This is a genomic window from Pseudogemmobacter sp. W21_MBD1_M6, assembly GCF_052119585.1.
Classification (GTDB): domain Bacteria; phylum Pseudomonadota; class Alphaproteobacteria; order Rhodobacterales; family Rhodobacteraceae; genus JBGQOJ01.
Genome location: NZ_JBGQOJ010000002.1, coordinates 75,842 through 97,796 on the forward strand (window position 1 = coordinate 75,842; position 21,955 = coordinate 97,796).

The 21,955-nt window shown below is 61.4% G+C and carries 20 protein-coding genes; 17 read left to right on the forward strand and 3 right to left on the reverse strand.

Features of this window, described 5'->3' with window-relative positions; genetic code table 11:
* Positions 1-9 precede the first annotated feature (9 nt).
* The 4 genes from ACEN2R_RS04520 to ACEN2R_RS04535 all read left to right on the forward strand — a co-directional run bounded on the left by ACEN2R_RS04520 (position 10) and on the right by ACEN2R_RS04535 (position 4,561).
* The gene (locus ACEN2R_RS04520) at positions 10-1,014 is read left to right on the forward strand and encodes an ABC transporter ATP-binding protein (RefSeq protein ID WP_442039650.1); all 1,005 of its coding nucleotides are present in this window, start codon (positions 10-12) and stop codon (positions 1,012-1,014) included.
* Positions 1,011-1,784, forward strand: a complete 774-nt coding sequence (locus ACEN2R_RS04525; protein ID WP_442039652.1) for an L-iditol 2-dehydrogenase — start codon at positions 1,011-1,013, stop codon at positions 1,782-1,784. Before ACEN2R_RS04520 ends, ACEN2R_RS04525 begins: the two co-directional genes overlap by 4 nt.
* Entirely contained in the window at positions 1,784-3,253 is a 1,470-nt protein-coding gene (locus ACEN2R_RS04530) for a mannitol dehydrogenase family protein (protein WP_442039654.1), read from the forward strand. The genes ACEN2R_RS04525 and ACEN2R_RS04530 overlap by 1 nt, the downstream gene beginning before the upstream one ends.
* A 576-nt stretch (positions 3,254-3,829) precedes the next feature.
* Entirely contained in the window at positions 3,830-4,561 is a 732-nt protein-coding gene (locus ACEN2R_RS04535) for a hypothetical protein (protein ID WP_442039656.1), read from the forward strand.
* A 110-nt stretch (positions 4,562-4,671) separates the two neighbouring features.
* Here the strand turns inward: ACEN2R_RS04535 and ACEN2R_RS04540 are convergent, their stop codons facing one another.
* Positions 4,672-5,286 carry a transglutaminase-like cysteine peptidase gene (locus ACEN2R_RS04540; protein ID WP_442039658.1) on the reverse strand — a complete coding sequence of 205 codons (615 nt, stop codon included), beginning with the start codon at positions 5,284-5,286 and terminating at the stop codon, positions 4,672-4,674.
* Between the two features lie 570 nt (positions 5,287-5,856).
* Here ACEN2R_RS04540 and ACEN2R_RS04545 point away from each other — a divergent pair.
* Positions 5,857-7,479, forward strand: coding sequence for a GMC family oxidoreductase (locus ACEN2R_RS04545; RefSeq protein ID WP_442039660.1), 1,623 nt, complete (start codon positions 5,857-5,859; stop codon positions 7,477-7,479).
* 40 nt (positions 7,480-7,519) lie between these two features.
* On the opposite strand, the gene ACEN2R_RS04550 is transcribed toward ACEN2R_RS04545, so the two are convergent.
* Positions 7,520-8,440 (reverse strand): LysR family transcriptional regulator, encoded by a 921-nt coding sequence (locus tag ACEN2R_RS04550; protein WP_442039662.1) that lies wholly within the window; start codon positions 8,438-8,440, stop codon positions 7,520-7,522.
* Positions 8,441-8,537: 97 nt separating this feature from the next.
* Between ACEN2R_RS04550 and ACEN2R_RS04555 the strand changes: the two genes are divergently transcribed.
* The 10 genes from ACEN2R_RS04555 to ACEN2R_RS04600 are packed head-to-tail and all read left to right on the forward strand — an operon-like array spanning position 8,538 to position 19,255.
* Positions 8,538-9,545: a class 1 fructose-bisphosphatase gene (locus ACEN2R_RS04555; RefSeq protein WP_442039664.1), complete on the forward strand. Its 1,008-nt coding sequence runs from the start codon at positions 8,538-8,540 to the stop codon at positions 9,543-9,545.
* A 9-nt stretch (positions 9,546-9,554) separates the two neighbouring features.
* On the forward strand, positions 9,555-10,442 hold the full coding sequence (locus ACEN2R_RS04560; protein ID WP_442039666.1) for a phosphoribulokinase: 888 nt from the start codon (positions 9,555-9,557) through the stop codon (positions 10,440-10,442).
* Positions 10,439-12,442, forward strand: a complete 2,004-nt coding sequence (gene tkt, locus ACEN2R_RS04565; protein ID WP_442039668.1) for a transketolase — start codon at positions 10,439-10,441, stop codon at positions 12,440-12,442. The genes ACEN2R_RS04560 and tkt overlap by 4 nt, the downstream gene beginning before the upstream one ends.
* Complete coding sequence (gene gap, locus ACEN2R_RS04570; protein ID WP_442039670.1) at positions 12,439-13,443, forward strand: type I glyceraldehyde-3-phosphate dehydrogenase; 1,005 nt, start codon at positions 12,439-12,441, stop codon at positions 13,441-13,443. Before tkt ends, gap begins: the two co-directional genes overlap by 4 nt.
* A complete protein-coding gene (locus ACEN2R_RS04575) occupies positions 13,443-14,648 on the forward strand; it encodes a phosphoglycerate kinase (protein ID WP_442040019.1) in 1,206 nt (401 codons plus the stop codon). Before gap ends, ACEN2R_RS04575 begins: the two co-directional genes overlap by 1 nt.
* Positions 14,649-14,660: 12 nt before the next feature.
* A complete protein-coding gene (gene fba / locus ACEN2R_RS04580) occupies positions 14,661-15,740 on the forward strand; it encodes a class II fructose-bisphosphate aldolase (protein ID WP_442039672.1) in 1,080 nt (359 codons plus the stop codon).
* A 23-nt stretch (positions 15,741-15,763) separates the two neighbouring features.
* Positions 15,764-17,152 carry a ribulose-bisphosphate carboxylase gene (locus tag ACEN2R_RS04585; protein ID WP_442039674.1) on the forward strand — a complete coding sequence of 463 codons (1,389 nt, stop codon included), beginning with the start codon at positions 15,764-15,766 and terminating at the stop codon, positions 17,150-17,152.
* 58 nt (positions 17,153-17,210) lie between these two features.
* Complete coding sequence (gene rpe, locus ACEN2R_RS04590) at positions 17,211-17,897, forward strand: ribulose-phosphate 3-epimerase (RefSeq protein ID WP_442039676.1); 687 nt, start codon at positions 17,211-17,213, stop codon at positions 17,895-17,897.
* 21 nt (positions 17,898-17,918) lie between these two features.
* Positions 17,919-18,557: a phosphoglycolate phosphatase gene (gph, locus tag ACEN2R_RS04595; protein ID WP_442039678.1), complete on the forward strand. Its 639-nt coding sequence runs from the start codon at positions 17,919-17,921 to the stop codon at positions 18,555-18,557.
* The gene (locus ACEN2R_RS04600) at positions 18,554-19,255 is read left to right on the forward strand and encodes an HAD-IA family hydrolase (RefSeq protein ID WP_442039680.1); all 702 of its coding nucleotides are present in this window, start codon (positions 18,554-18,556) and stop codon (positions 19,253-19,255) included. Before gph ends, ACEN2R_RS04600 begins: the two co-directional genes overlap by 4 nt.
* A gap of 95 nt (positions 19,256-19,350) precedes the next feature.
* Here ACEN2R_RS04600 and ACEN2R_RS04605 read toward each other — a convergent pair whose 3' ends face one another.
* Positions 19,351-20,244, reverse strand: a complete 894-nt coding sequence (locus ACEN2R_RS04605; protein WP_442039682.1) for a hypothetical protein — start codon at positions 20,242-20,244, stop codon at positions 19,351-19,353.
* 533 nt (positions 20,245-20,777) lie between these two features.
* Here ACEN2R_RS04605 and ACEN2R_RS04610 point away from each other — a divergent pair.
* Together ACEN2R_RS04610 and cpaB are read left to right on the forward strand one after the other, a co-directional pair.
* Entirely contained in the window at positions 20,778-20,990 is a 213-nt protein-coding gene (locus ACEN2R_RS04610) for a Flp family type IVb pilin (protein WP_442039684.1), read from the forward strand.
* Between the two features lie 111 nt (positions 20,991-21,101).
* Positions 21,102-21,947 (forward strand): Flp pilus assembly protein CpaB, encoded by an 846-nt coding sequence (gene cpaB / locus ACEN2R_RS04615; RefSeq protein WP_442039686.1) that lies wholly within the window; start codon positions 21,102-21,104, stop codon positions 21,945-21,947.
* Positions 21,948-21,955: the final 8 nt, after the last annotated feature.

The window sequence follows — 21,955 nt, forward strand, 5'->3', positions numbered from 1 at the left end:
ACGAACCTTATGGGACATATTTCTCTTAATCAGATCACCAAGCGGTTCGGCGAAGTCGAGGTCATTCCGCCCCTTGATCTGGAAATCAACGAAGGCGAATTTGTGGTGTTTGTCGGCCCCTCGGGCTGCGGTAAATCCACGCTTTTGCGGCTGATTGCCGGGCTTGAGGACGTGACCAGCGGTGACATAAGGATCGACGGGCGCAACGCGACCGAAGTACCGCCCGCCAAACGCGGCCTGGCGATGGTGTTCCAGTCCTACGCTTTGTATCCGCACATGACCGTGCGCAAGAATATCGCCTTTCCGCTGCGGATGGCGGGGCTGGACAAGGCCGCGCAGGATGCCAAGGTCAATGCCGCGGCGAAGGTTCTGAACCTGACCGACTATCTGGACCGGCGCCCCGGGCAACTGTCCGGTGGCCAGCGCCAGCGCGTGGCCATTGGCCGTGCCATTGTCCGCGAACCTGCGGCGTTCCTGTTCGACGAACCCTTGTCGAACCTTGATGCCGCCTTGCGGGTGAACATGCGGCTGGAAATCAGCGAGCTGCACAACACGCTGAAAACCACCATGGTCTATGTGACGCACGATCAGGTCGAGGCGATGACCATGGCCGACAAGATCGTCGTGCTGCATGCGGGACGGATCGAGCAGGTCGGATCGCCGCTGGAGCTGTATAAAGCCCCCAAGAACGTCTTTGTCGCGGGCTTTATCGGGTCGCCCAAGATGAACCTGATCAGCGGCCCCGAGGCGGCAAAGCATGATGCCACCACCATCGGCATCCGCCCCGAACACCTGCTGGTGTCCCATACCGAAGGTCTGTGGAAGGGGCGCGTTGGCGTCTCTGAACATCTTGGCTCTGACACGTTCCTGCATGTGCATGACACCGGACTTGACGATGTGATCACCGTTCGCGCAGGCGGCGAGATCAGCGCGCGGCATGGCGATACGATCTATCTTAGCCCCGATATGGAAAAGCTGCACCGCTTTGACGCGCAGGGGCTTCGGATCGCATGAGCCGTCTTGCCGGAAAATCGGCCCTGATCACGGGGTCCGCGCGCGGCATCGGGCGTGGCTTTGCAGAGGCCTATGTGCGCGAGGGCGCGCGCGTGGCCATCGCCGACATCAACCTTGACGCGGCGCAGCAAACCGCGTGCCAGATCGGCGCGGCGGCCTACGCCGTGCAACTCGACGTGACCGATCAGGCCAGCATCGACGCCTGTGTTGCCGCCTGTGTCGCCGAAACCGGCGGCATCGACATTCTGGTGAACAACGCGGCGCTGTTCGATCTGGCCCCGATCACCGACATCACCCGCGCCAGCTATGACACGCTGTTTGCCGTCAACGTGGCAGGCACGCTGTTCACCATGCAGGCCGTGGCCAAGGCGATGATCGCACGCGGGCAGGGCGGCAAGATCATCAACATGGCCAGTCAGGCAGGGCGCCGGGGCGAGGCGGTCGTGGGCGTTTACTGCGCCACAAAGGCCGCCGTGATCAGCCTGACGCAAAGCGCGGGCCTGAACCTGATCCGCCACGGGATCAACGTCAACGCCATCGCCCCCGGCGTGGTGGACGGCGATCACTGGGATCACGTCGATGCGCTGTTCGCGAAATACGAGGGGCTGAAGCCCGGCGAAAAGAAAAAGACCGTCGGTGCCGCCGTTCCCTTCGGGCGGATGGGCACCGCGCAGGATCTGGCGGGAATGGCCATCTTTCTGGCCACCTCCGAAGCCGATTACATCGTGGCCCAGACGTATAACGTCGACGGCGGAAACTGGATGAGTTGATGGCACTTGAACTGAACAAAGACACGCTGGACAAACTTCCCGCGGGTGTTTCCGTCCCGTCCTATGACCGCAGCGGTCTAAGCGCCGGCATCATCCATATCGGTGTCGGCAACTTTCACCGCGCGCATCAGGTCTACTATCTTGACCGCCTGTTCGAGACGGGCGCGGACCACGACTGGGCCATCATCGGCGCAGGGATCAAGCCGTTCGATGCCGCCATGCGCGACAAGCTGAAGGCGCAGGACTGGCTGAACACCGTGGTCGAACTGGACCCGACCGGCCTGACGGCGCGCGTGACCGGCGCGATGATCGACTTTCTGGAGATCGGACCGGAGCCTCTGATAAAGGCGCTTGCCGATCCTGCGATCCGCATCGTGTCGCTGACCATCACCGAGGGTGGCTATTTCGTCGACGCCATGACTGGCGGCTTTGATGCAAAGCACCCCGATATTCTTTACGATGCCGCGCATCCAGGTGCCCCGCAAACCGTGTTCGGCATCCTGCTGGCCGGTCTGCAACAGCGTCGCGCGGCGGGTGTGGCGCCGTTCACGGTCATGTCCTGCGATAACCTGCCAGAGAACGGCCATGTGGCCGGGCAGGCGGTGCGCGGTCTGGCCCGGCTGATGTCCGATGATCTGGGCACTTGGGTGACGCAAAACGTCGCCTTTCCGAACGGCATGGTCGATTGTATCACGCCCGCGACCACCGATCTGGAACGGCAAAAGGTTGCTGACCTGTTCGGAATCCAGGACGCCGCCCCCGTGGTCTGCGAACCCTTCCACCAATGGGTGCTGGAAGATGACTTTCCCACGGGTCGCCCCGCGCTGGAAAGGGTGGGGGTGGAATTCGTCAAGGACGTCACCCCTTACGAACTGATGAAGCTGCGCATCCTGAACGGCGGTCATGCGGCCATCGCCTATCCTGCGGGGCTTTTGGGTATCCATTTTGTGCATGACGCAATGGCCGACACCGATATTTCCGACTGGTTGATGGCGCTGGAGCACCGCGAGGTGATTCCGACCCTGTCGCCGATCAGGGGCGTGGATTTCGTCACATATCTGAACACGGCTGCGGCGCGGTTCTCGAACGCGGCGGTCGGTGACACCATTCCGCGCCTTTGTCTGGACGGATCCAACCGCCAGCCAAAGTTTATTCTGGCCACGTTGCGCGCGGCACTCGAGGCGGGCGGCCCGATCGAGGGGCTGGCGCTGGAACTGGCGCTGTGGTGCCGCTATTGCGCCGCCACAACCGAAGAGGGCGCGCCGATCAAGGTCGAGGATGCCATGGCCGGGGAATTGGCAACAGCAGCCCTTGCGGCCCGCGCACAACCAGAGGCCTTTCTGCGGCTGGAGGCGGTGTTTGGCGATCTTGGCGGGAACCCGCAGTTGATAGACGCGTTCTCGCGGCAATTGGACAGCCTTTGGACCAAAGGCGTTCGCGCAACTCTGCGCGGATTTATCGACGCCTAGCGGTTGTCGGTCGCGCCGATCCGGTCCGCCGGGTCGGGCGCATAGGGCGGTATTCCGATCCTAAAGGCTTAGACCCCCAAATGTCTTATTAGACCTTTGGTCCAATATTTCATTGGACCTCTGGGCCTTCATTTGTGGCGAAAATGTGGTAGGATTATGGTATATTGATGAAGCGATTATTTGATCTGGTGATCTTTCGAGTCGAGTGAATTTATCGCTGCCGCAGGCAAAGGCATTTCCGCCTTTCTGCAAAACATCGACGATGCCCCGATGCAAACGGGATGCCGCAATTTCTTGGGCATCTCGAGGGGCCCCGGGATAGCAGGTGTCCGCGTTTCAGCGGAACGGCGTTCTGGACGTTTTTGCAGCCAGCGCCAGATACACCGCGCGCTGCGGGGATCTGGCGATGTTGCGTTGACCAGTGCAAGAGGCGGATCTGTTCTGATCGCCTTGTGGGTATCCCGGAATTTAGTCTGAAGACCAACAAGAACGAGGGGGGCATTCCAGATCCTTCCAGTGTCGCGAGGCAGAAACAGGCATTCCCGGGCACACTGAATTTTTCAAAGGGAGACAGAAATGTCCTATTCAAAATTTCTCAAGATGACCGTCGCCGTTTCCGGTTTCGCGGTTTTGGCGGGCGGCGTGCCGACATTGGCATCGGCAGAGCAATATAACGTGTGCCTGCCGGAAACGATTCCGCCAAATGTCCTGAGACGTATTCAGCGTCGGCCCGATTTTCAAAACATCATCAACCAGATGCTGGAAGCCTGTCCCGCACAAGCGTTGATTCTGGCCGAGGCGCCAACAGCCTCTGTGGTGCCCGAGACTGTCGGCGAGGGCGGCGGAAGTGAAGAAGGCGACGACGCGACATCTGATCCGAATACGCCACCACCGACGGATAATGGCGGCGGTGAGAACGGCGGCGGTGAGAACGGCGGCGGTGAAAACGGCGGTGGTGAAAACGGCGGTGGCGGCGGCCATAACGGCGGCGGTGGCGGCCATAACGGCGGTGGCGGTGGCCATAACGGCGGCGGCGGCGGCCATAACGGCGGCGGTGGCGGCCATAACGGCGGCGGCGGCGGCCATAACGGCGGTGGCGGCGGCCATAACGGCGGTGGTGGTGAAAACGGCGGCGGAGGCGGCCATAACGGCGGCGGCCACCATGGCGGCAATGGCGACGACGACAATGGCCATCATGCCGGGAACTATGACGACGACGATCATGATGAAGGCGGTCGTCGCCATGGGCGCAGGGGCGATGACCGGGGGCATCACTCGGATGACGATGACGAGCAGGTGCCATCCTAGCGCGCAGGCCGTCCGGCTTGATCCCGTCAGGAAACCTGCAACACAAAAACAAAGGGCGCCGATCGGCGCCCTTTTCGTGTCGGGCCGGAATGCGTCCGGCTACAGGGCCTTTACCGCGAGGCGGTGGGGCGGTCTTTCAGCATATGCCCGGCCAGCACAGCATACCATGATCCCAGCGAGGCGGGATTCTGCATTTTCAAAAAGGTATATCCTGTGTCGGTCCAGTGAACGATCCGGCTGTTCAGGCTGTCCAGCACCAGATCACCACGGTCCGTTCGCATGACCAGAACCGCGTGACTGCTGTTCTTGCGGTCAAGGACCGTCGCGATCAACAAATTCGAGGACGCCACCCCCGCCTGCATCAGCTTCATTTTCTTGAGAAGGACGATATCCTCGCAGTCGCCCCCTCGTGTGGTCGGCAGGGCCCAACGCTCTGCCTGCCCGTATTGTTGCTGATCCTCGATCTGGCGGGTCTTCCGGTTGACGCTGGAATTGACCGATCGGGCCAGCGCCAGATCCGCCGGACCGGACGGTGATGCGGCCCGGTCCGATGCGCAGGCCCATGCATAGTTGGCGCATAGCCCCTTCGAACCCGGCGGTGCCGTGACGGGGTATTGCGCCACAAGAAATGCATTGGTGCTGTTCGCGGCAACCACAGGGGCAGGGGCCAGTATTGATGCAAGGGTAAGCGCCGCGCCACAGGCGGCCCGGAATACTCCGGTCAAAACGTCATTCCAAGTGTCATTTGTCCAACCTCATATTGGCCTGATCGCGCAAGTGTCGCAGGTGAATTGGCCTGCGGCATGGCAAGATTAAGGGAAAAAAGCGGCGGGATGGCCGAACAGGCTGTGCCCTTGCAGGGGCAGATGGGATGTGGACGTCCTGACAAATGACTGCATTCCTCGCGCGAGATTTTGTTGCGGTTTTCCGACCCGAAAACCGAGTGGCACAAATATATCGGGTGGTATTAACCCTGCTTCGTTTGCCTGCGCGTCGGCAGGCCCTCTGTTCAACGGCTCTTGGTTGACCGTTTTCCTGAGACCATGGGTAACGGCAAAAGATCGTTGTCGCAAAGGTTTAGATTTCCTTATGGCGAAACTTCGCCTTTCGGCGCCTGTGATGGGCACAAATACGCCAATCGAGCGGGGCCGGGGTGCGGGCAAGCCGAGATAACCGGTGCGCCCATGCGGGGGTCTGGCGCGGATCGGGGCGGTATCCTTTGACAACAGTCGGTCGGGCCATCACTCTGGGTCGCAACGCCATGGATTGGCGAATGAAATCAAAAGGGCAGGCGCGTGACAGACTTTCCGGCAGAGACCACTTATGACTACATCATCGTCGGCGCGGGCTCTGCCGGATCGGTTCTTGCCAACCGCCTGTCCGCCGATCCCGCAACCCGCGTTCTGGTGCTGGAGGCGGGAAAAAAGGACGACTGGATCTGGTTCCATATCCCCGCCGGTTATCTGTTCGCCATCGGGAACCCCCGCGCGGACTGGTGTTTCACAACCGCGCCGGAGGCGGGATTGAACGGTCGCAGCCTGAACTATCCGCGTGGCAAGGTGATCGGCGGCTGTTCTGCGATCAACGGTATGATCTATATGCGGGGGCAGGCGCAGGACTATGACCATTGGCGCCAGCTTGGCCTGACGGGATGGGGCTGGGACGATGTGCTGCCGGTCTTCAAATCGCACGAGGATCACTTCGGGGGGGACAGCGCGCTGCACGGTCGGGGCGGCGAATGGCGGGTCGAAGAACCGCGCATCCACTGGGAGGTGCTGGACCGTTACCGCGACGCGGCCGAGGAATGCGGTATCGCCAAGATCGACGATTTCAATCTGGGTGACAACGAGGGGTCGGGCTATTTTCAGGTGAACCAGAAAAGGGGCACCCGCTGGTCGGCGGCGCGGGGGTTTCTGAAACCTGTGCTGCACCGCAAGAACCTGATGCTGGAAACCGGCTGTCTGGTGGACCGGATCGGGCTGGACGGCACCCGCGCGCGCCGGATCGAATGGGTCCAGAACGGCACAAGGCGTACGGCGACCGCGCGCAAAGAGATCATTCTGACCTCGGGCGCGATCGGGTCGGTTCAGGTGTTGCAGCGGTCCGGCATCGGGGGCGGCAAGGCGCTGTCCGACCTTGGCATTCCCGTCGTGCTTGACCGGCCCGGCGTCGGCGCGAACCTTCAGGACCACCTGCAACTGCGCCTGATCTACAAGGTCAGCGGCATCCGTACCCTGAACGAGACATACGCGAATCCGCTGCGCCGTGCGATGATGGGGCTGGACTATGCGATCAACCGGCGCGGGCCGCTGACGATGGCCCCCTCGCAACTGGGGCTGTTCACGCGGTCGGGCAAGGATGTCGACCGCGCTGATCTTGAATTCCACGTGCAGCCCTTGTCGCTGGGCAAATTCGGCGAACCGCTGCACCGGTTCCCGGCGATCACCACCAGCGTGTGCAACCTGCGCCCCGAAAGCCGTGGGCATATCGCGATATCGGCACGCGCGGCAGACGCCGCCCCGATCATCGCCCCGAACTATCTGTCGGCGGCCCGCGACCGCGAGATTGCCGCCCGCTCTATCCGAATGGCGCGGCGCATCGCGGGGGCGGCGGCGTTGCGGCCCTACGCGCCACAGGAATTCCTGCCCGGGGCAGCGGTGGACAATACCGAAGAGGCGCTTGTGCGGGCCGCCGGCGATCTGGGAACGACGATTTTCCATCCCGTCGGCACGGCCAGAATGGGGCTTTCGACCGACCCGATGGCGGTTGTCGATGCGCGATTGCGGGTGTTCGGCATCGAAGGCCTGCGGGTTGCCGATGCCTCGGTCATGCCGACGATCACCTCGGGGAACACCAATTCCCCGACCATGATGATCGCCGAAAAGGCCGCGGCGATGATCCTGGAGGACAACAGATAGACGGCACCCGCCGCCCCGCGGCGACACCCCTATGGGTGGGCTAGTTCGGCAGAAACGACCCTTTGGCGGAATTGATGAAATCCATGATGACCTGCGTCGCGCCGCTCAATTCGGTCGCGGCCGGATGGATCAGGAACCATGTCCGCAGAATCGGAAGCTCGGGCGTTCGGACCTCGACCAGCCGACCGCTGTGGATTTCTTCGGTCACGGTGTGACGAGAGATGATCGCGATGCCAAGACCTGCAATCACCGCCTGTTTGATCGTCTCGTTCGACCCCATGACAATGCTGGAATAGCCCTGACCCTGGCCGATGCGGTCCAGAAACCGGGTGGTCAGGATACGGGTTCCCGATCCTTCCTCGCGCAGGATGATGGTTTCTTGCAGGATGTCCTGCGGGCCGATCCCGTCTGCCGTTGCCAGCCTGTGGCCGGGTGACACGATCAACGCATGCGGATGATCCCCGATGACCGTCGCGGTGACGACAGGTTCGCGCGGCGGGCGGCCCATGATCGCCAGATCAATGGTGTTGTCGGTCAGGGCGGCGATGATCTCGGTCCGGTTTCCGATCTTCAGGATGACTTCGATATTGGGGTAGGCCTTGTTCAGGGTGGCGACCAGTTGTGGCGCAAAATATTTGCCGGTGCTGACAACCCCCAGAACCATGGTGCCCGACAGCCCCTTGCTCAGCGCCTCGATCTGGCGCACCGCGCCATGCAGGGCCGCGACGCATTTGCGGTGCGCCGCCAGCAAGGCGACCCCCTGCGGCGTCAGGCAAAACTGCCGCGACCCGGCCCGAAGGATCATCGGACAGCCGAAATTATCCTCGAGCGTTTTCATCTGGCTGTGGACGGCAGGGGTGGTCAGGCCCATCAACTCGGCGGCGCCGGTCAAAGACCCGGTTGTTTCGACCGCCTCCAGTGTCCGTAACTGTTTGAATGTAAGTGCGTTCAGCCGCTTCATTAAATTTTCCTGAACATGAATTAGAAAACTTCAAATTTTATTATAATTCAATAATGCGAATATGAAAGGGAATTGTAATCGGGGAGGGGAGGCCACGATGACACCCAATGTCGACATCATCGCATGTGACAGAATACCCGAGGCGCTGCAAAAGCCAATGATCGCCATATGCGGTGTCGCGGCGCAGTTGTCGCGAACCATCGCCCGGGGGCCTCTTTCCGGCGCGTTGGGTGTCGAAGTTGGCAGTAATACCGACGGCGACGGGCAAAAGGCGCTTGATATCATTGCGGACGAGGCGATGGCAGACGCGCTGCGCGGAACCGGTGTCCGCTGGTTCGCGTCAGAGGAACGCGAAGGCGTCATCGCAATTGATGCGGACGGAACGATCGGGCTGGCAACCGACCCGCTGGACGGGTCATCGAACATCGACGTGAACGTGTCGATCGGCACGATCTTTTCCTTCGTCGCGGCGCAGGACGATGGCGATGCGACATTTCTTCAGCCGGGGACACAACAACTGGGCGGCGGCTATGTCGTCTACGGGCCACAGACGGCGTTGATTGTCACCTTTGGCGACGGGGTGCAGCACTATGTGCTGGACCCCGACAGCGGAGCGTTCGTGTTGGTGAACGACCGCGTGATGATCCCGAATGCCTCGACCGAATTCGCGATCAATGCGTCGAACTACCGACATTGGTCAAAGCCGGTCCGCGCCTATATCGACGATTGCCTTGCGGGCGATACCGGGCCGCGCGCCAAGAATTTCAACATGCGCTGGGTGGCCTCTTTGGTGGCCGAAACCCACCGGATCCTGATGCGGGGCGGCATCTTTCTGTATCCCGCCGACGACAGGAAAGGCTACGGGCAGGGGCGGCTGCGCCTGCTTTACGAATGTGCGCCGATTGCCCTGCTGGTCGAACAGGCCGGTGGCCGCGCAACCGATGGCAGCGAGCGGCTCCTGACCCGCGCACCCACACATCTGCACATGCGCACCCCGTTTATCTTTGGCACCACCGAAAAGGTCGATCGGCTGACGGCCTATCACGACATGCCGGACCAAGAGGTTTCCGCCCTGTTCGGAAGCCGCGGCCTGTTCCGGGTTTGAGGATTTAAAATGAGCAAGAAATACCCCATCATTTCGGTCACCGGCTCTTCTGGCGCGGGGACCACGACGGTCAAAAGCACGTTTGACCAGATCTTCCGCCGCGAAGGCATCAAGACCGTGTCGATCGAAGGCGACGCCTTTCATCGCTACGACAGAGCCGCGATGAAAGTGGAGTTGGACCGGCGCAAGACGGGGGGCGTCTCCAGCTTCAGCCATTTCAGCTATGACGCCAATGTTCTGGACGAACTGGAGCGCGTGTTCCGCGAGTTCGGCGAGAGCGGCCGGGGCAAAACCCGCCACTATGTCCACGACGCGACAGAGGCCGAGAGATGGGGCACCCCACCCGGCACCTTCACCGACTGGGCCGATTTCGAGGACGGGGCCGACCTGTTGTTCTACGAAGGTCTGCACGGCGCGGTGGTCAACGACGAGGTGAATCTTTCGGCGCTGGCCGACCTTAAGATCGGGGTTGTGCCCGTCATCAACCTGGAATGGATACAAAAGATCCACCGCGACAAGAAAATGCGCGGCTATTCCACAGAGGCCGTGACCGACACGATCCTGCGCCGGATGCCCGCCTATGTGCATTGCATCTGCCCGCAGTTCATCGAAACCGACGTGAATTTCCAGCGGGTGCCGGTGGTCGACACCTCCGATCCCTTTATCGCCCGATGGATTCCCACAGCCGACGAAAGCCTTGTGGTGATCCGGTTCAAGACCCCGCGCGGGATCGACTTTCCCTATCTCACCTCGATGATCGACGGAAGCTGGATGAGCCGCGCCAATTCCATCGTCATTCCGGGCGGCAAGATGGATCTGGCAATGCAGCTGATCTTTACGCCGCTGGTGATCCGCCTCGTTTCTGAATCCAAACGCGCCAGAGGAGCCTTTCCATGAACCGGCAAACCGTAATGTCCACCATGACCGAAACCCGTATGGCCAATGCGATCCGCGCTTTGGCGATGGATGCCGTGCAGGCCGCAAACTCTGGCCACCCCGGCGCGCCGATGGGTATGGCGGATGTGGCGACCGTGCTGTTCAACCGGTTCATGACCGTCGATCCGGCGGATCATGAATGGCCGGATCGCGACCGGTTCGTGATGTCGGCGGGGCATGGGTCGATGCTGGTCTATGCGATCAACCATCTGCTGGGATACGATGATATGGGTATGGACCAGCTGCGCCGCTTTCGCCAGCTGGGCGCGCGGACGGCGGGCCACCCCGAGTATGGCCACGCGAAGGGAATAGAAACCACAACCGGCCCGTTGGGGCAGGGCATTTCCACCGCTGTCGGCATGGCGCTGGCGGAACGGCTGCACAATGCCCGCTTCGGCAACGATCTGGTGGGCCATTACTCCTATGTCATCGCCGGCGACGGCTGCCTGATGGAGGGGATCAGTCAGGAGGCGATTGATTTTGCCGGCCACCTTGGGCTTGGCCGGATGATTGTCCTTTGGGACGACAACCGCATCACCATCGACGGCGCGACGGACCTGTCGACCTCGACCGACCAGATGGCCCGCTTTGCCGCGTCAGGCTGGCATGTGCAGGCGGTGGACGGGCATGACAACGCGGCGATTGCCGCCGCGATTTCCGCTGCACGCAGCGATCCGCGCCCGTCGATGATCGCCTGCCGTACGGTGATCGGCAAGGGCGCCCCGACGGTTGCGGGCACCCATAAGGTGCATGGCGCGCCGCTGGGTGCTGACGAAATCGCCGCGACCCGCGTTGCACTGGACTGGCCCTATCCGCCGTTCGAGATTCCGCAGGATGTCTACGATGGCTGGCACGCGATTGCCCGGCGCGGGGCGGGACGCCATGCCAAATGGCAGGCCGCGCTGGCCCGTTCCGACAAGGCCGCGTCCTTCGCCGTCTCGCGTGCGGCCCCCGATGCGGTCCGGTTGGGGGAGGCGATGCGCAGCTACCGCGCCGACCTCTTTGCCACAGCACCCAAGGTCGCGACGCGCAAAGCCTCGGAAATGGCGCTTGAGGTGATCAATGCCACCTTGCCCAATTCCATCGGCGGCTCTGCCGATCTGACCGGATCGAACCTGACCCGGACCAAAGCGATGCGCCCGATCAGCCGCGATGACTATGGCGGTGATTATATCCACTACGGCATCCGCGAACATGCGATGGCCGCGATCATGAACGGGATCGCGCTGCATGGCGGGTTCGTCACCTACGGCGGCACCTTCCTTGCCTTTGCCGACTATTGCCGCCCCGCGATCCGGCTGTCGGCGCTGATGAACCTGCCGGTCACCTATGTGATGACCCATGACAGCATCGGCCTTGGCGAAGATGGCCCGACCCACCAGCCGGTCGAACATGTCGCAAGCTTGCGGGCGCTCCCGAACCTCAATGTGTTTCGCCCTGCCGATGCGATCGAAACCGCCGAGGTCTGGGAACTTGCCGCAACTTCCAACGGGACGCCCAGCCTGCTTGCCCTGTCGCGGCAGGCCCTGCCGGTGCTGCGCACCGCTGCGACCGATGCAAACCTGTCGGCGCGCGGTGCCTATGTGCTGCGCGATGTGCCTGCGCGGGATGTGACGCTGATCGCCACCGGGTCCGAGGTCGAGATCGCGGTGGCGGCAGCGGACAGGCTTGCCGCCCTTGGGATCAACGCAGCGGTCGTGTCCGCCCCCTGTTTCGAACTTTTCGCGCAACAGGACGCGGCCTATCAGGCGCAGGTGCGGGGCCGCGCGCCCCGTGTGGGTGTCGAGGCTGCGATCCGGCAAAGCTGGGAGCTGATGCTGGACCGCGATGACGCCTTCGTCGGCATGACGGGCTTCGGTGCCTCGGCCCCGATCGAAGATCTTTACGCGCACTTTGGCATAACGGCAGACGCCGTTGCCAAGGCTGCCATGACCCTTCTGAAATCAAGGACGCCAGAATGACTGTCAAAGTAGCAATCAACGGATTTGGGCGGATCGGGCGCAACGTGCTGCGCGCCATCGCGGAATCGGGCCGCACCGATATCGAAGTGGTGGGCATCAACGATCTTGGTCCGGTGGAAACCAACGCGCATCTGCTGCGGTTCGACAGCGTGCATGGCCGGTTTCCGGGCGAGGTCAGGGTCGCGGGCAACACCATCGACATCGGCAGGGGGCCGATCGAGGTGACCGCCCTGCGCGACCCGAAGGATCTGCCCTGGGACGGTGTGGATGTGGCGATGGAATGCACAGGCCTGTTCACCGCCCGCGACAAGGCCGCGATGCATCTGGAAAACGGGTCCCGCCGCGTGCTGATTTCAGCGCCCGGTGCAGGGGCCGACAAGACCATCGTTTACGGCGTAAACCACACCGCGCTGACCGCCGACGACCTGATCGTATCGAACGCCAGCTGCACCACGAACTGCCTGTCGCCGGTTGCTTACGTTCTGAACAAAACCATCGGGATCACGCGCGGATTCATGACGACGATCCACAGTTATACCGGCGACCAGCCCACGCTTGATACCATGCACAGCGACCTTTACCGCGGCCGCGCCGCCGCCCTGTCGATGATCTCCACATCGACCGGGGCCGCCAAGGCCGTCGGTCTGGTGCTGCCCGAACTGAACGGCAAGCTGGACGGCGTGGCGATCCGCGTGCCGACCCCCAATGTCTCGGTTGTGGACCTTGTGTTCGAGGCCGCGCGGGCGACAACGGTCGACGAGGTGAACGCGGCGATCCGCGCTGCCGCTGACGGGCCGCTGAAGGGCATTCTGGGATATACCGACGCGGCCAATGTCTCGATCGACTTCAACCATGACCCACATTCGTCGGTCTTCCATATGGATCAGACCAAGGTGATGGGCGGCAACATGGTCCGTATCCTTAGCTGGTATGACAACGAATGGGGCTTTTCCAACCGAATGGCAGATACCGCCGTGGCGATGGGGAACCTGATCCGATGATCGGGATTTCCGCCATCACCGATATGGATGTCGCGGGCAAGCGGCTGTTGGTCCGGGCCGACCTGAACGTGCCGATGCGGGACGGTAAAGTCAGCGACACCAGCCGGATCGACCGGTTTGCGGCGGGCATGAAACCGCTGCTTGCCAAGGGCGCGCGGCTGGTGATCCTGACCCATTTCGGCCGCCCCGGTGGTAAGGCCGATCCGGCGTTTTCCACCGCGCGGCTGGTCTGCCCGCTGTCCGCGGCTTTGGGGGTCGAGGTCACTTTTTCCCCGACCTGCCACGGGCTGGAGGCGCAGGCCTATGCGGTTGCGGTGGGTGATGGCGAGGTTCTGCTGTGCGAGAACGTCCGGTTCGAGCCGGGCGAGGAAACCAACGATCCGCGATTGGCCGCAGAATTTGCCGCACTTGCAGAGATTTACGTCAACGATGCCTTTTCCTGTGCGCATCGGGCGCATGCCTCGACCGAAGGGGTGGCGGGGATGATGCCTGCCACCGCCGGACCGCTGATGCTGGAAGAGATCAAGGCGCTGGCGAATGTACTTGATGCGCCGCGCCGCCCTTCGGTCGCGATTGTCGGGGGGGCCAAGGTATCGTCCAAGATTGCGGTTCTGCGCAATCTGGTGGGCAAGCTTGACGCGGTGATCGTTGGGGGCGGCATGGCCAACACCTTTCTTTACGCCGACGGCGCACCGATGGGCAAATCCCTGCACGAAGTCGATCAGGTTGCGATGGTCGCCGAGATCCGCGCGCTGGCCAAAGCTTCGGGGTGCGAGATCCTGTTGCCAATCGATGTGGTCTGCGCCGAAGCATTCGAACCCGGCGCGCCCCACCGCGTCACCGCGCAGGATCAATGCCCGCCGGATGCGATGATCCTTGATGCGGGCCCTGCGGCGACAGGGGCGTTTGGCGATGCCTTGGCCAAAGCCGGCACCATCCTGTGGAACGGGCCGCTTGGCGCGTTCGAGATGGAACCCTTTGACCGCGCGACGGTCGATCTGGCCCGCATCGCCGCCAGTCTGACCCGTTCGGGGCAGGCCGTCACGGTTGCGGGGGGCGGCGATACGGTTGCCGCACTGAACCACGCCGGGGTCACGGATGACTTCACCTATGTCTCCACCGCCGGCGGGGCCTTTCTGGAATGGCTTGAAGGCAAGACATTGCCGGGAATTGCCGCGCTGATGCGCACGAATATTGCGGCCTAAAAGGAGAACGAAATGGCACTTATTACACTCAGACAGCTTTTGGACCACGCCGCCGAAAACGACTATGGCGTGCCTGCGTTCAACATCAACAACATGGAACAGGGGCTTGCGATCATGACTGCTGCGCGCAAATGCGATGCGCCGGTGATCTTGCAGGCCAGCCGCGGCGCGCGGTCTTATGCCGGCGACATCATGCTGCGGCATATGGTGCAGGCGCTGGTCGAGATGCACCCCGACATCCCGATCTGCATGCATCAGGATCACGGCAACAACGAGGCGACCTGCCTGTCGGCGATCCGCCACGGGTTCACATCCGTGATGATGGACGGCTCTCTTCTGGCCGATATGAAAACGCCTGCGTCCTATGACTACAACGTCGATATCACCCGCCGTGTGACCGAAGCCGCCCATGCGGTCGGCGCCTCTGTCGAGGGAGAACTGGGTATTCTGGGCAGCCTTGAAACAGGCGAGGCAGGCGAAGAGGACGGGTCGGGCGCGGTGGGCAAACTCAGCCATGACCAGCTATTGACCGACCCCGATCAGGCGGTGGATTTTGTCAGCCGGACCGGCTGCGATGCGCTGGCAATCGCCTGCGGCACCAGCCACGGCGCCTATAAGTTCACCCGCAAACCCGACGGCGAAATCCTTGCCATGTCCACCATCGCCGCGATCCACGAAAAGCTGCCCGATACGCATCTGGTGATGCATGGCTCGTCTTCGGTGCCGCAGTATTTGCAGGATCTGATCAACGCATCGGGCGGGGCCATGCCGCAAACCTATGGCGTGCCCGTCGAGGAAATCGAACGCGGCATCCGGATGGGCGTGCGCAAGGTCAACATCGACACCGATTGCCGGATGGCCATGACCGGCCAGTTCCGCAAAGTCGCGCAGGACGATCCCGCGCAGTTCGATCCGCGCAAATTCCTTGTTCCGGCAATGCAGGAACTGGAGGCGCTGTGCCTTGACCGGTTCCAGCGTTTCGGGACTGCGGGCCATGCCGCCGCGATCAAGGTGATTTCGATGGACGAGATGGCCGCCCGGTATCTTGGCGGCGCGCTAAGCCCTGTTAACGCGGCCGCAAAAGCCGCCTGAAACCTTGCAACTGGAGAGAAAAAATGGACCAATCCGATCGTTACGCAAACCTTTCCCTTCGCGAAGAGGACCTGATCAAGGCCGGTGGCCACATCCTTGTCGCCTATATCATGAAACCGAAGGCCGGTTACGGCAACTACCTGCAGACAGCAGCCCATTTCGCTGCCGAAAGCTCGACCGGAACCAATGTGGACGTGTCCACAACCGATGATTTTACCCGCGGTGTCGACGCGATCGTCTATGAAATCGACGAGGCGAAAGAGCTGATGAAGATCGCCTATCCGGTCGAGCTGTTCGACCGGAACATCACGGACGGGCGGGCGATGATCTGTTCCTTCCTGACGCTGGCGATCGGCAACAATCAGGGCATGGGCGATGTCGAATATGCCAAGATGCACGACTTCTATGTGCCGCCGAATTTCCTGCGCCTGTTCGATGGCCCCTCGACGACAATCAGCGACCTGTGGCGCGTGCTGCGCCGCCCCGTTGTGAACGGCGGTTTCATCGTCGGCACAATCATCAAGCCAAAACTGGGCCTGCGCCCGCAGCCCTTTGCCAACGCCTGTTATGACTTCTGGCTGGGTGGCGATTTCATCAAGAACGACGAACCACAGGGCAACCAGCTTTTTGCGCCGCTGAAAGAGACCATCACGCTGGTCGCCGACGCCATGCGCCGCGCGCAGGACAAGACCGGCGAGGCCAAGCTGTTTTCGGCAAATATCACCGCCGACGACCACTACGAGATGATCGCGCGGGGCGAATTCATCCTTGAGACCTTCAAGGAAAATGCCGACCATGTGGCCTTTCTTGTGGATGGCTATGTGACCGGTCCCGCCGCGATCACCACGGCCCGCCGGTGCTTTCCCAAGCAGTATCTGCACTACCACCGTGCAGGTCACGGCGCGGTGACCTCGCCCCAGACCATGCGCGGCTATACCGCCTTTGTGCTGTCGAAAATGGCCCGGATGCAGGGCGCGTCGGGCATCCACACCGGCACCATGGGCTATGGCAAGATGGAAGGCGAAGCCGCAGACAAGCTGATGGCCTATATGATCACCCAGGACAGTGCCACGGGGCCGTATTTCCATCAGGAATGGGAAGGCATGGGGGTGACGACCCCTATCATTTCGGGCGGGATGAACGCGCTGCGGATGCCGGGGTTCTTTGAAAACCTTGGCAATTCGAACCTGATCCTGACCGCAGGTGGCGGGGCCTTCGGGCATATCGACGGGGCGGCGGCGGGGGCTATATCGCTCCGGCAGGCGGAACAATGCTGGAAACAAGGGGCCGATCCGCTGGACTTTGCGAAAGAGCACAATGAATTCGCCCGCGCCTTTGAAAGCTTCCCCGGCGACGCTGACCAGCTTTTCCCGAACTGGCGCCAAGCCCTGCGGATCAATTCCGCAGCTTGATCCATAAACCGGGCGCGGGGCCTCCTTGCGTCCGGTCCACACCACACCGGAGAACATCATGACTTTTGACCGCAGCATCAAGATCGCCCCGTCGATCCTTTCGGCGGATTTCGCCAACTTCGGACAGGAGATCGCCGCGATCGAGGCGCAGGGCTGCGACTGGGTCCATGTGGATGTGATGGACGGGCATTTTGTGCCCAACCTGACCTTCGGCCCGCCGCTTTGCGCCGCGATCCGCCCGCATATCAAAACGGTAATGGACGTGCATCTGATGATCTCGCCGGTGGACCAGTATATCGAGGCCTATGCCGCCGCCGGTGCCGATGTCATCACCGCCCACGCCGAGGCCGGCCCCCACACCCACCGCACCATGCAGGCGATCCGCGCCAGCGGGGCCAAGGCCGGTCTGGCGCTAAACCCCGCCACGCCCCCCGAGGCGGTCGAATATCTTCTGGATATGATTGATCTGGTCTGCGTGATGACGGTGAACCCCGGTTTTGGCGGTCAAAAATTCATCCATTCGCAGGTGCAAAAAGTGGCCCGCCTGCGCACCATGATCGGCGACCGCGAGATCCATATCCAGATCGACGGCGGTGTGACGCCCGAAACCGCGCCGTTGGTGGCGCGGGCTGGGGCCGATGTTCTTGTCGCGGGATCGGCGGTGTTCAAGGGCGGCTCTGTTGCCAACCCTGCGCCCTACGGCGAAAATATCCGCGCGATCCGGTCCGCTGCGACCGGCGTTTAACCCCGTTTAGAAAGGCTCCTTATGCCCCGTATCGTCTTTGACCTTGACGGCACCCTGATCGACAGCGCCCCCGATATTCAGGCGGCGGTGAACCGTATGCTGGACGACGAGGGGCTGGAGCCGCTTGATCTGGCGGCGGTCACGTCGTTTATCGGAAACGGCCTGCCGCATCTGGTCAAACTGGCGATGGCTGCACGGGGCATGGACAAACACCGTCACGCAGACATCGCGCCCTTGGTTGGCCGCCACTATGACGCTGTGAATGGCCACCTGACGGTGCTTTATCCGGGCGTCGAGGCGGCGCTGCATCGCCTGAAGGCCGATGGTCACAGCCTTGCGCTATGCACCAACAAGCCCGCGCGCCCCGCCTGTGATATCCTTGGCCGAATGGGGATTTACCCGCTGTTCGATCAGGTGATCGGCGGCGACAGCCTGCCCGAACGTAAACCCGACCCCGCGCCGCTTCTGGCCTGTCAGCCCGGCCTTTATGTGGGCGACAGCGAGGTGGACGCCGAAACCGCCGCGCGGGCAGATGTGCGTTTCATCCTGTTCACCGAAGGCTATCGCAAGGTGCCGGTGGCCGGTCTGCCGCATGATGCGCTTTTTAGCAATTTCGCGGCTCTTCCTGACATCGTCCAAACCTTCGAGAGGCTGCAATGACCCCACCCAAGGCCCTGATTTTCGACGTGGACGGTACGCTTGCTGAAACCGAGGAGGCGCATCGCGCGGCCTTTAACGCGGCGTTTGCCGATTGGCAGCTTGACTGGCACTGGACTGCGGACCGGTATCGCGCGCTGTTGAAAACCACCGGCGGCAAGGAGCGCATGGCGGTTCATCAATCGGCTTTGCCAAAGGACGCACGGCGGCTGGATACGGATGAGATCGCCCGACTGCACGCCCATAAAACCGCAATTTATACGCGGATGCTTGCAAACGGCGAATTGGCGCTGCGCCCCGGTATTGCCGATCTTGTCACCGATGCCCGCGCCGCTGGCATGGCGATTGCGGTTGCGACCACCACGAACCTGCCCAACGTAGAGGCGCTGAGCCAGTGTTGCTGGGGTCTGCCGGCGACGCAGGTCTTTGACGTGATCGCCGCCGGGGATCAGGTCGCTTTGAAAAAGCCCGCCCCAGACGTGTTCCTGTTGGCTTTGGCGCGTTTGGGGCTGGCGGCGCCGGACTGTCTGGCCTTCGAGGACAGCCGCAACGGCATCCTTTCGGCCAGGGGCGCGGGGCTGCGGGTGCTGGTCACGCCCTCGGCCTATACCGACGATGATGATCTGGGCGATGCGGACTGGATCTATGACACGGTCGCGGTGGCGCGGACAGCGCAGGGCAATCCGATCGGGCTGTATTGAGGACCGGCGGGCGCGGGGTTTCGGACCCTTTGGCATGGTGGATCGCCTGACGACAGGGATGATCCGATCAGACGGCTGAACCTTTCAATGCCGGGTCAGCGTCCCTGTTTTGCAATACCCAGACCTGCCAGGGTTTCATCCACCGGCGGCGCAGGCGGCCTGCCACCCGAATATCCCAGATGCAGCTTGTTCGACAGGTCCAGCAGGCTAACGCTTCCGGTTTTTTCATAGATGGAATGCAAATGTGACCTTGCGGTGGATTGCTGTATCCCCAACTCTTTTATGACATCCTTTAGAAGCAATCCGTCCTGAATCATAAGACAGATCCTGAACTCTGACCTGCTTAGTCCATAGGGGTTATCAATCCGCACAATCGAATGAGCGGCGGCGCGCAATGTGTCTTGCGTGCGCATCTGCCGGTTCCGCGCAAGTTGGCGATGTGCGGTGCCCGGCGCGCGTTGTTGCCATGTTTTCGCAAGGGTGTCCGAAATCATCGTTAAAAAGACGCGGTCATGATCCGGGATGGCCGTTCCGAACTGGATTTCAAGGATGTCCATGCCAAGCGCCGCGTTCACAAGGCAAATGACGGCGACCGAATGGATCTGCTGCGCCCTGATCTGTTCGCGCAATTCGCCGGACATATCGGCCCAGTCCTCATCATTCGTGCTGCGCATGACCCACAGACTGCCTGATCTGGATTGCATCAGATCCGCGCCGAACACCTGCTTTGCGAAACATTGCCGCTCTATGGCGAAAAGGTTCCGGGCCTCGGGGTCGACAAAGCTGATTGTTTTGGCGTGGTTGGTTTCCTTCGAGAACCGGACAAGAAAGGCGGCGTCGCCCTTCACCAGCTTCAACAGACGCTCTATCGCCTGTTCGCAGTCCCCGAGACCGTGAAGCGTTTCAACCCATTCTGCAATGACACCAAAACTTACGGGCGATGACACAAAGGTATCATGTCCCTTTAACGGCTTTTCACGACTGCCCATCCCTATCACCTTGTGGATAAATTTTTCTAAAATGAGAAATCGTTAACCACGCTAATGGATTATGTTCCCCATTTTTGCCGCAATTAGGCAAGTTATATCTTTTGGCGGAGGGAGATGGATCGTCTGTTCTTGATTGAGAAAAAGCCGGTAAGTTTATGATTTTGAATATAAATATTTTAAAATAGGTCGATTTTTCATCATGCGGCAGGCAATGCCCTATTTGATTACAGTGGGAACACGATTGATCGAAATTCCGCCTTATTGTTGCCACTTCTGACTTTTTTTCCTTGTGGATAAACGATTCGAAATTGATTCGACCCATCGTCTAATCCCTTGTTTCTACAAGCCACGACAGCTGTGGTGCAGGGGAAAAACACCCATGACGTGTGAAGTTCAACTGCCTGATGGATGCGTTGTGCTGCGGTGGCTTGTTATGATGATCGGGAATTCGAGAGCAAGGCTTTCGGGCTCCTGCCTTGGTCTGCCGCCGGGGTGGATAACAACGAAATCAATTTTTCCAAAGGGGGATACCCATGTTTAAGACGTTCATGAAAGCCGCACTGCGGTTCAAGAAAGACGAGTGCGGCGCGGCCATGGTCGAGTACGCCGTAGCCCTGCTTGTGGTGACCGGTATCGGTATCGGGGTGATGACCACTCTCGGCACGACTGCCGGTGTTAAGGTTCAAGATGCGTGCACGGGCCTAAACGGTGGAGCCGCGTGTACGGCTCCCGTTGCCCCCGGTTGATCGCGAACTCCGCGCTTCCCGATATTTTCGGGAGGCGCGGGAACGGCCCGGTCACCGGCCAAATTCATTATACATTTACAGACTTACCCATTTCAAAACTTGGAGGCTCTCATGCGTATCAAGTCGCTCCTCATTACCGTTTTCGGAGTAGCACTCGCTGGGGGCTCCGTATTTATGGCCAAGGAATTTTTACAAGGCCCGACCGACGGCGCCGCCATTGCCGCCCCCAGTGCGGATATGGTCGATGTTATCGTCGCGCAATCCACGATTGAGTTCGGCCAGCCTATTGACGGTCTGGCCGTCAAAACTCACTCGTGGCCGCGCGAGGCAGTACCGGTCGGGGCTTATACATCGCTGGGCGCTGTTCTGGGGTCCGGTGTGACACCCCGTCGTGCACTGACCCGCATCTATGCCGGCGAAATCCTGTTGGACTCCAAACTGTCGCAACCCGGCGAACGGGTGACGATCGTGCAAAAGCTGGGCGCAAACAACCGCGCCATGGCGATCAGCGTCAACGCGTCCACCGCCGTCGGCGGCTTTGTGACGCCCGGCGATTTTGTCGATATCGTCATGACCCAGGGCGGTGGCGACCAGCAGCGCGCAGGGACCATCCTGCAAGCGATCCGCGTGATCGGCGTCGATCAGCAATCCGAGGACAGCGCCGATCAGCCCGCCGTCGCCCGCACCATCACGGTCGAGGTGACACCTGATCAGGGCCAGCGCCTTGCCCTTGCGCAACGTGTCGGTCTGCTAAGCCTGACTTTGCGCGGGCTGGATGACAGCACGGACGAAACGCTTGCGCTGGTCGAAATGGGCGATCTGTTCAACGAACCCGTCAAGGTGGTCGAGGTCACAGCGCCCGAGGCCGCGCAGGAAATTGCGCCCGTGGCTGTTGTCCGCCGCCCGTCGATCACGGTGCGCCGGGGCACGACATCTGAAGTCGTCCAGTTGAAGTGATCGGGCGG

What these genes read in the sequence shown, in the direction of transcription:
- ACEN2R_RS04550 (WP_442039662.1), bottom strand. Translation starts at nt 8,440, where the DNA reads ATGAAGCGGCTGAACGCACTTACATTCAAACAGTTACGGACACTGGAG.
- ACEN2R_RS04530 (WP_442039654.1), top strand. Translation starts at nt 1,784, where the DNA reads ATGGCACTTGAACTGAACAAAGACACGCTGGACAAACTTCCCGCGGGT.
- fba (WP_442039672.1), top strand. Translation starts at nt 14,661, where the DNA reads ATGGCACTTATTACACTCAGACAGCTTTTGGACCACGCCGCCGAAAAC.
- ACEN2R_RS04525 (WP_442039652.1), top strand. Translation starts at nt 1,011, where the DNA reads ATGAGCCGTCTTGCCGGAAAATCGGCCCTGATCACGGGGTCCGCGCGC.
- cpaB (WP_442039686.1), top strand. Translation starts at nt 21,102, where the DNA reads ATGCGTATCAAGTCGCTCCTCATTACCGTTTTCGGAGTAGCACTCGCT.
- gap (WP_442039670.1), top strand. Translation starts at nt 12,439, where the DNA reads ATGACTGTCAAAGTAGCAATCAACGGATTTGGGCGGATCGGGCGCAAC.
- gph (WP_442039678.1), top strand. Translation starts at nt 17,919, where the DNA reads ATGCCCCGTATCGTCTTTGACCTTGACGGCACCCTGATCGACAGCGCC.
- ACEN2R_RS04560 (WP_442039666.1), top strand. Translation starts at nt 9,555, where the DNA reads ATGAGCAAGAAATACCCCATCATTTCGGTCACCGGCTCTTCTGGCGCG.
- ACEN2R_RS04555 (WP_442039664.1), top strand. Translation starts at nt 8,538, where the DNA reads ATGACACCCAATGTCGACATCATCGCATGTGACAGAATACCCGAGGCG.
- tkt (WP_442039668.1), top strand. Translation starts at nt 10,439, where the DNA reads ATGAACCGGCAAACCGTAATGTCCACCATGACCGAAACCCGTATGGCC.
- ACEN2R_RS04520 (WP_442039650.1), top strand. Translation starts at nt 10, where the DNA reads ATGGGACATATTTCTCTTAATCAGATCACCAAGCGGTTCGGCGAAGTC.
- ACEN2R_RS04585 (WP_442039674.1), top strand. Translation starts at nt 15,764, where the DNA reads ATGGACCAATCCGATCGTTACGCAAACCTTTCCCTTCGCGAAGAGGAC.
- ACEN2R_RS04610 (WP_442039684.1), top strand. Translation starts at nt 20,778, where the DNA reads ATGTTTAAGACGTTCATGAAAGCCGCACTGCGGTTCAAGAAAGACGAG.
- ACEN2R_RS04535 (WP_442039656.1), top strand. Translation starts at nt 3,830, where the DNA reads ATGTCCTATTCAAAATTTCTCAAGATGACCGTCGCCGTTTCCGGTTTC.
- ACEN2R_RS04600 (WP_442039680.1), top strand. Translation starts at nt 18,554, where the DNA reads ATGACCCCACCCAAGGCCCTGATTTTCGACGTGGACGGTACGCTTGCT.
- ACEN2R_RS04605 (WP_442039682.1), bottom strand. Translation starts at nt 20,244, where the DNA reads ATGGGCAGTCGTGAAAAGCCGTTAAAGGGACATGATACCTTTGTGTCA.
- rpe (WP_442039676.1), top strand. Translation starts at nt 17,211, where the DNA reads ATGACTTTTGACCGCAGCATCAAGATCGCCCCGTCGATCCTTTCGGCG.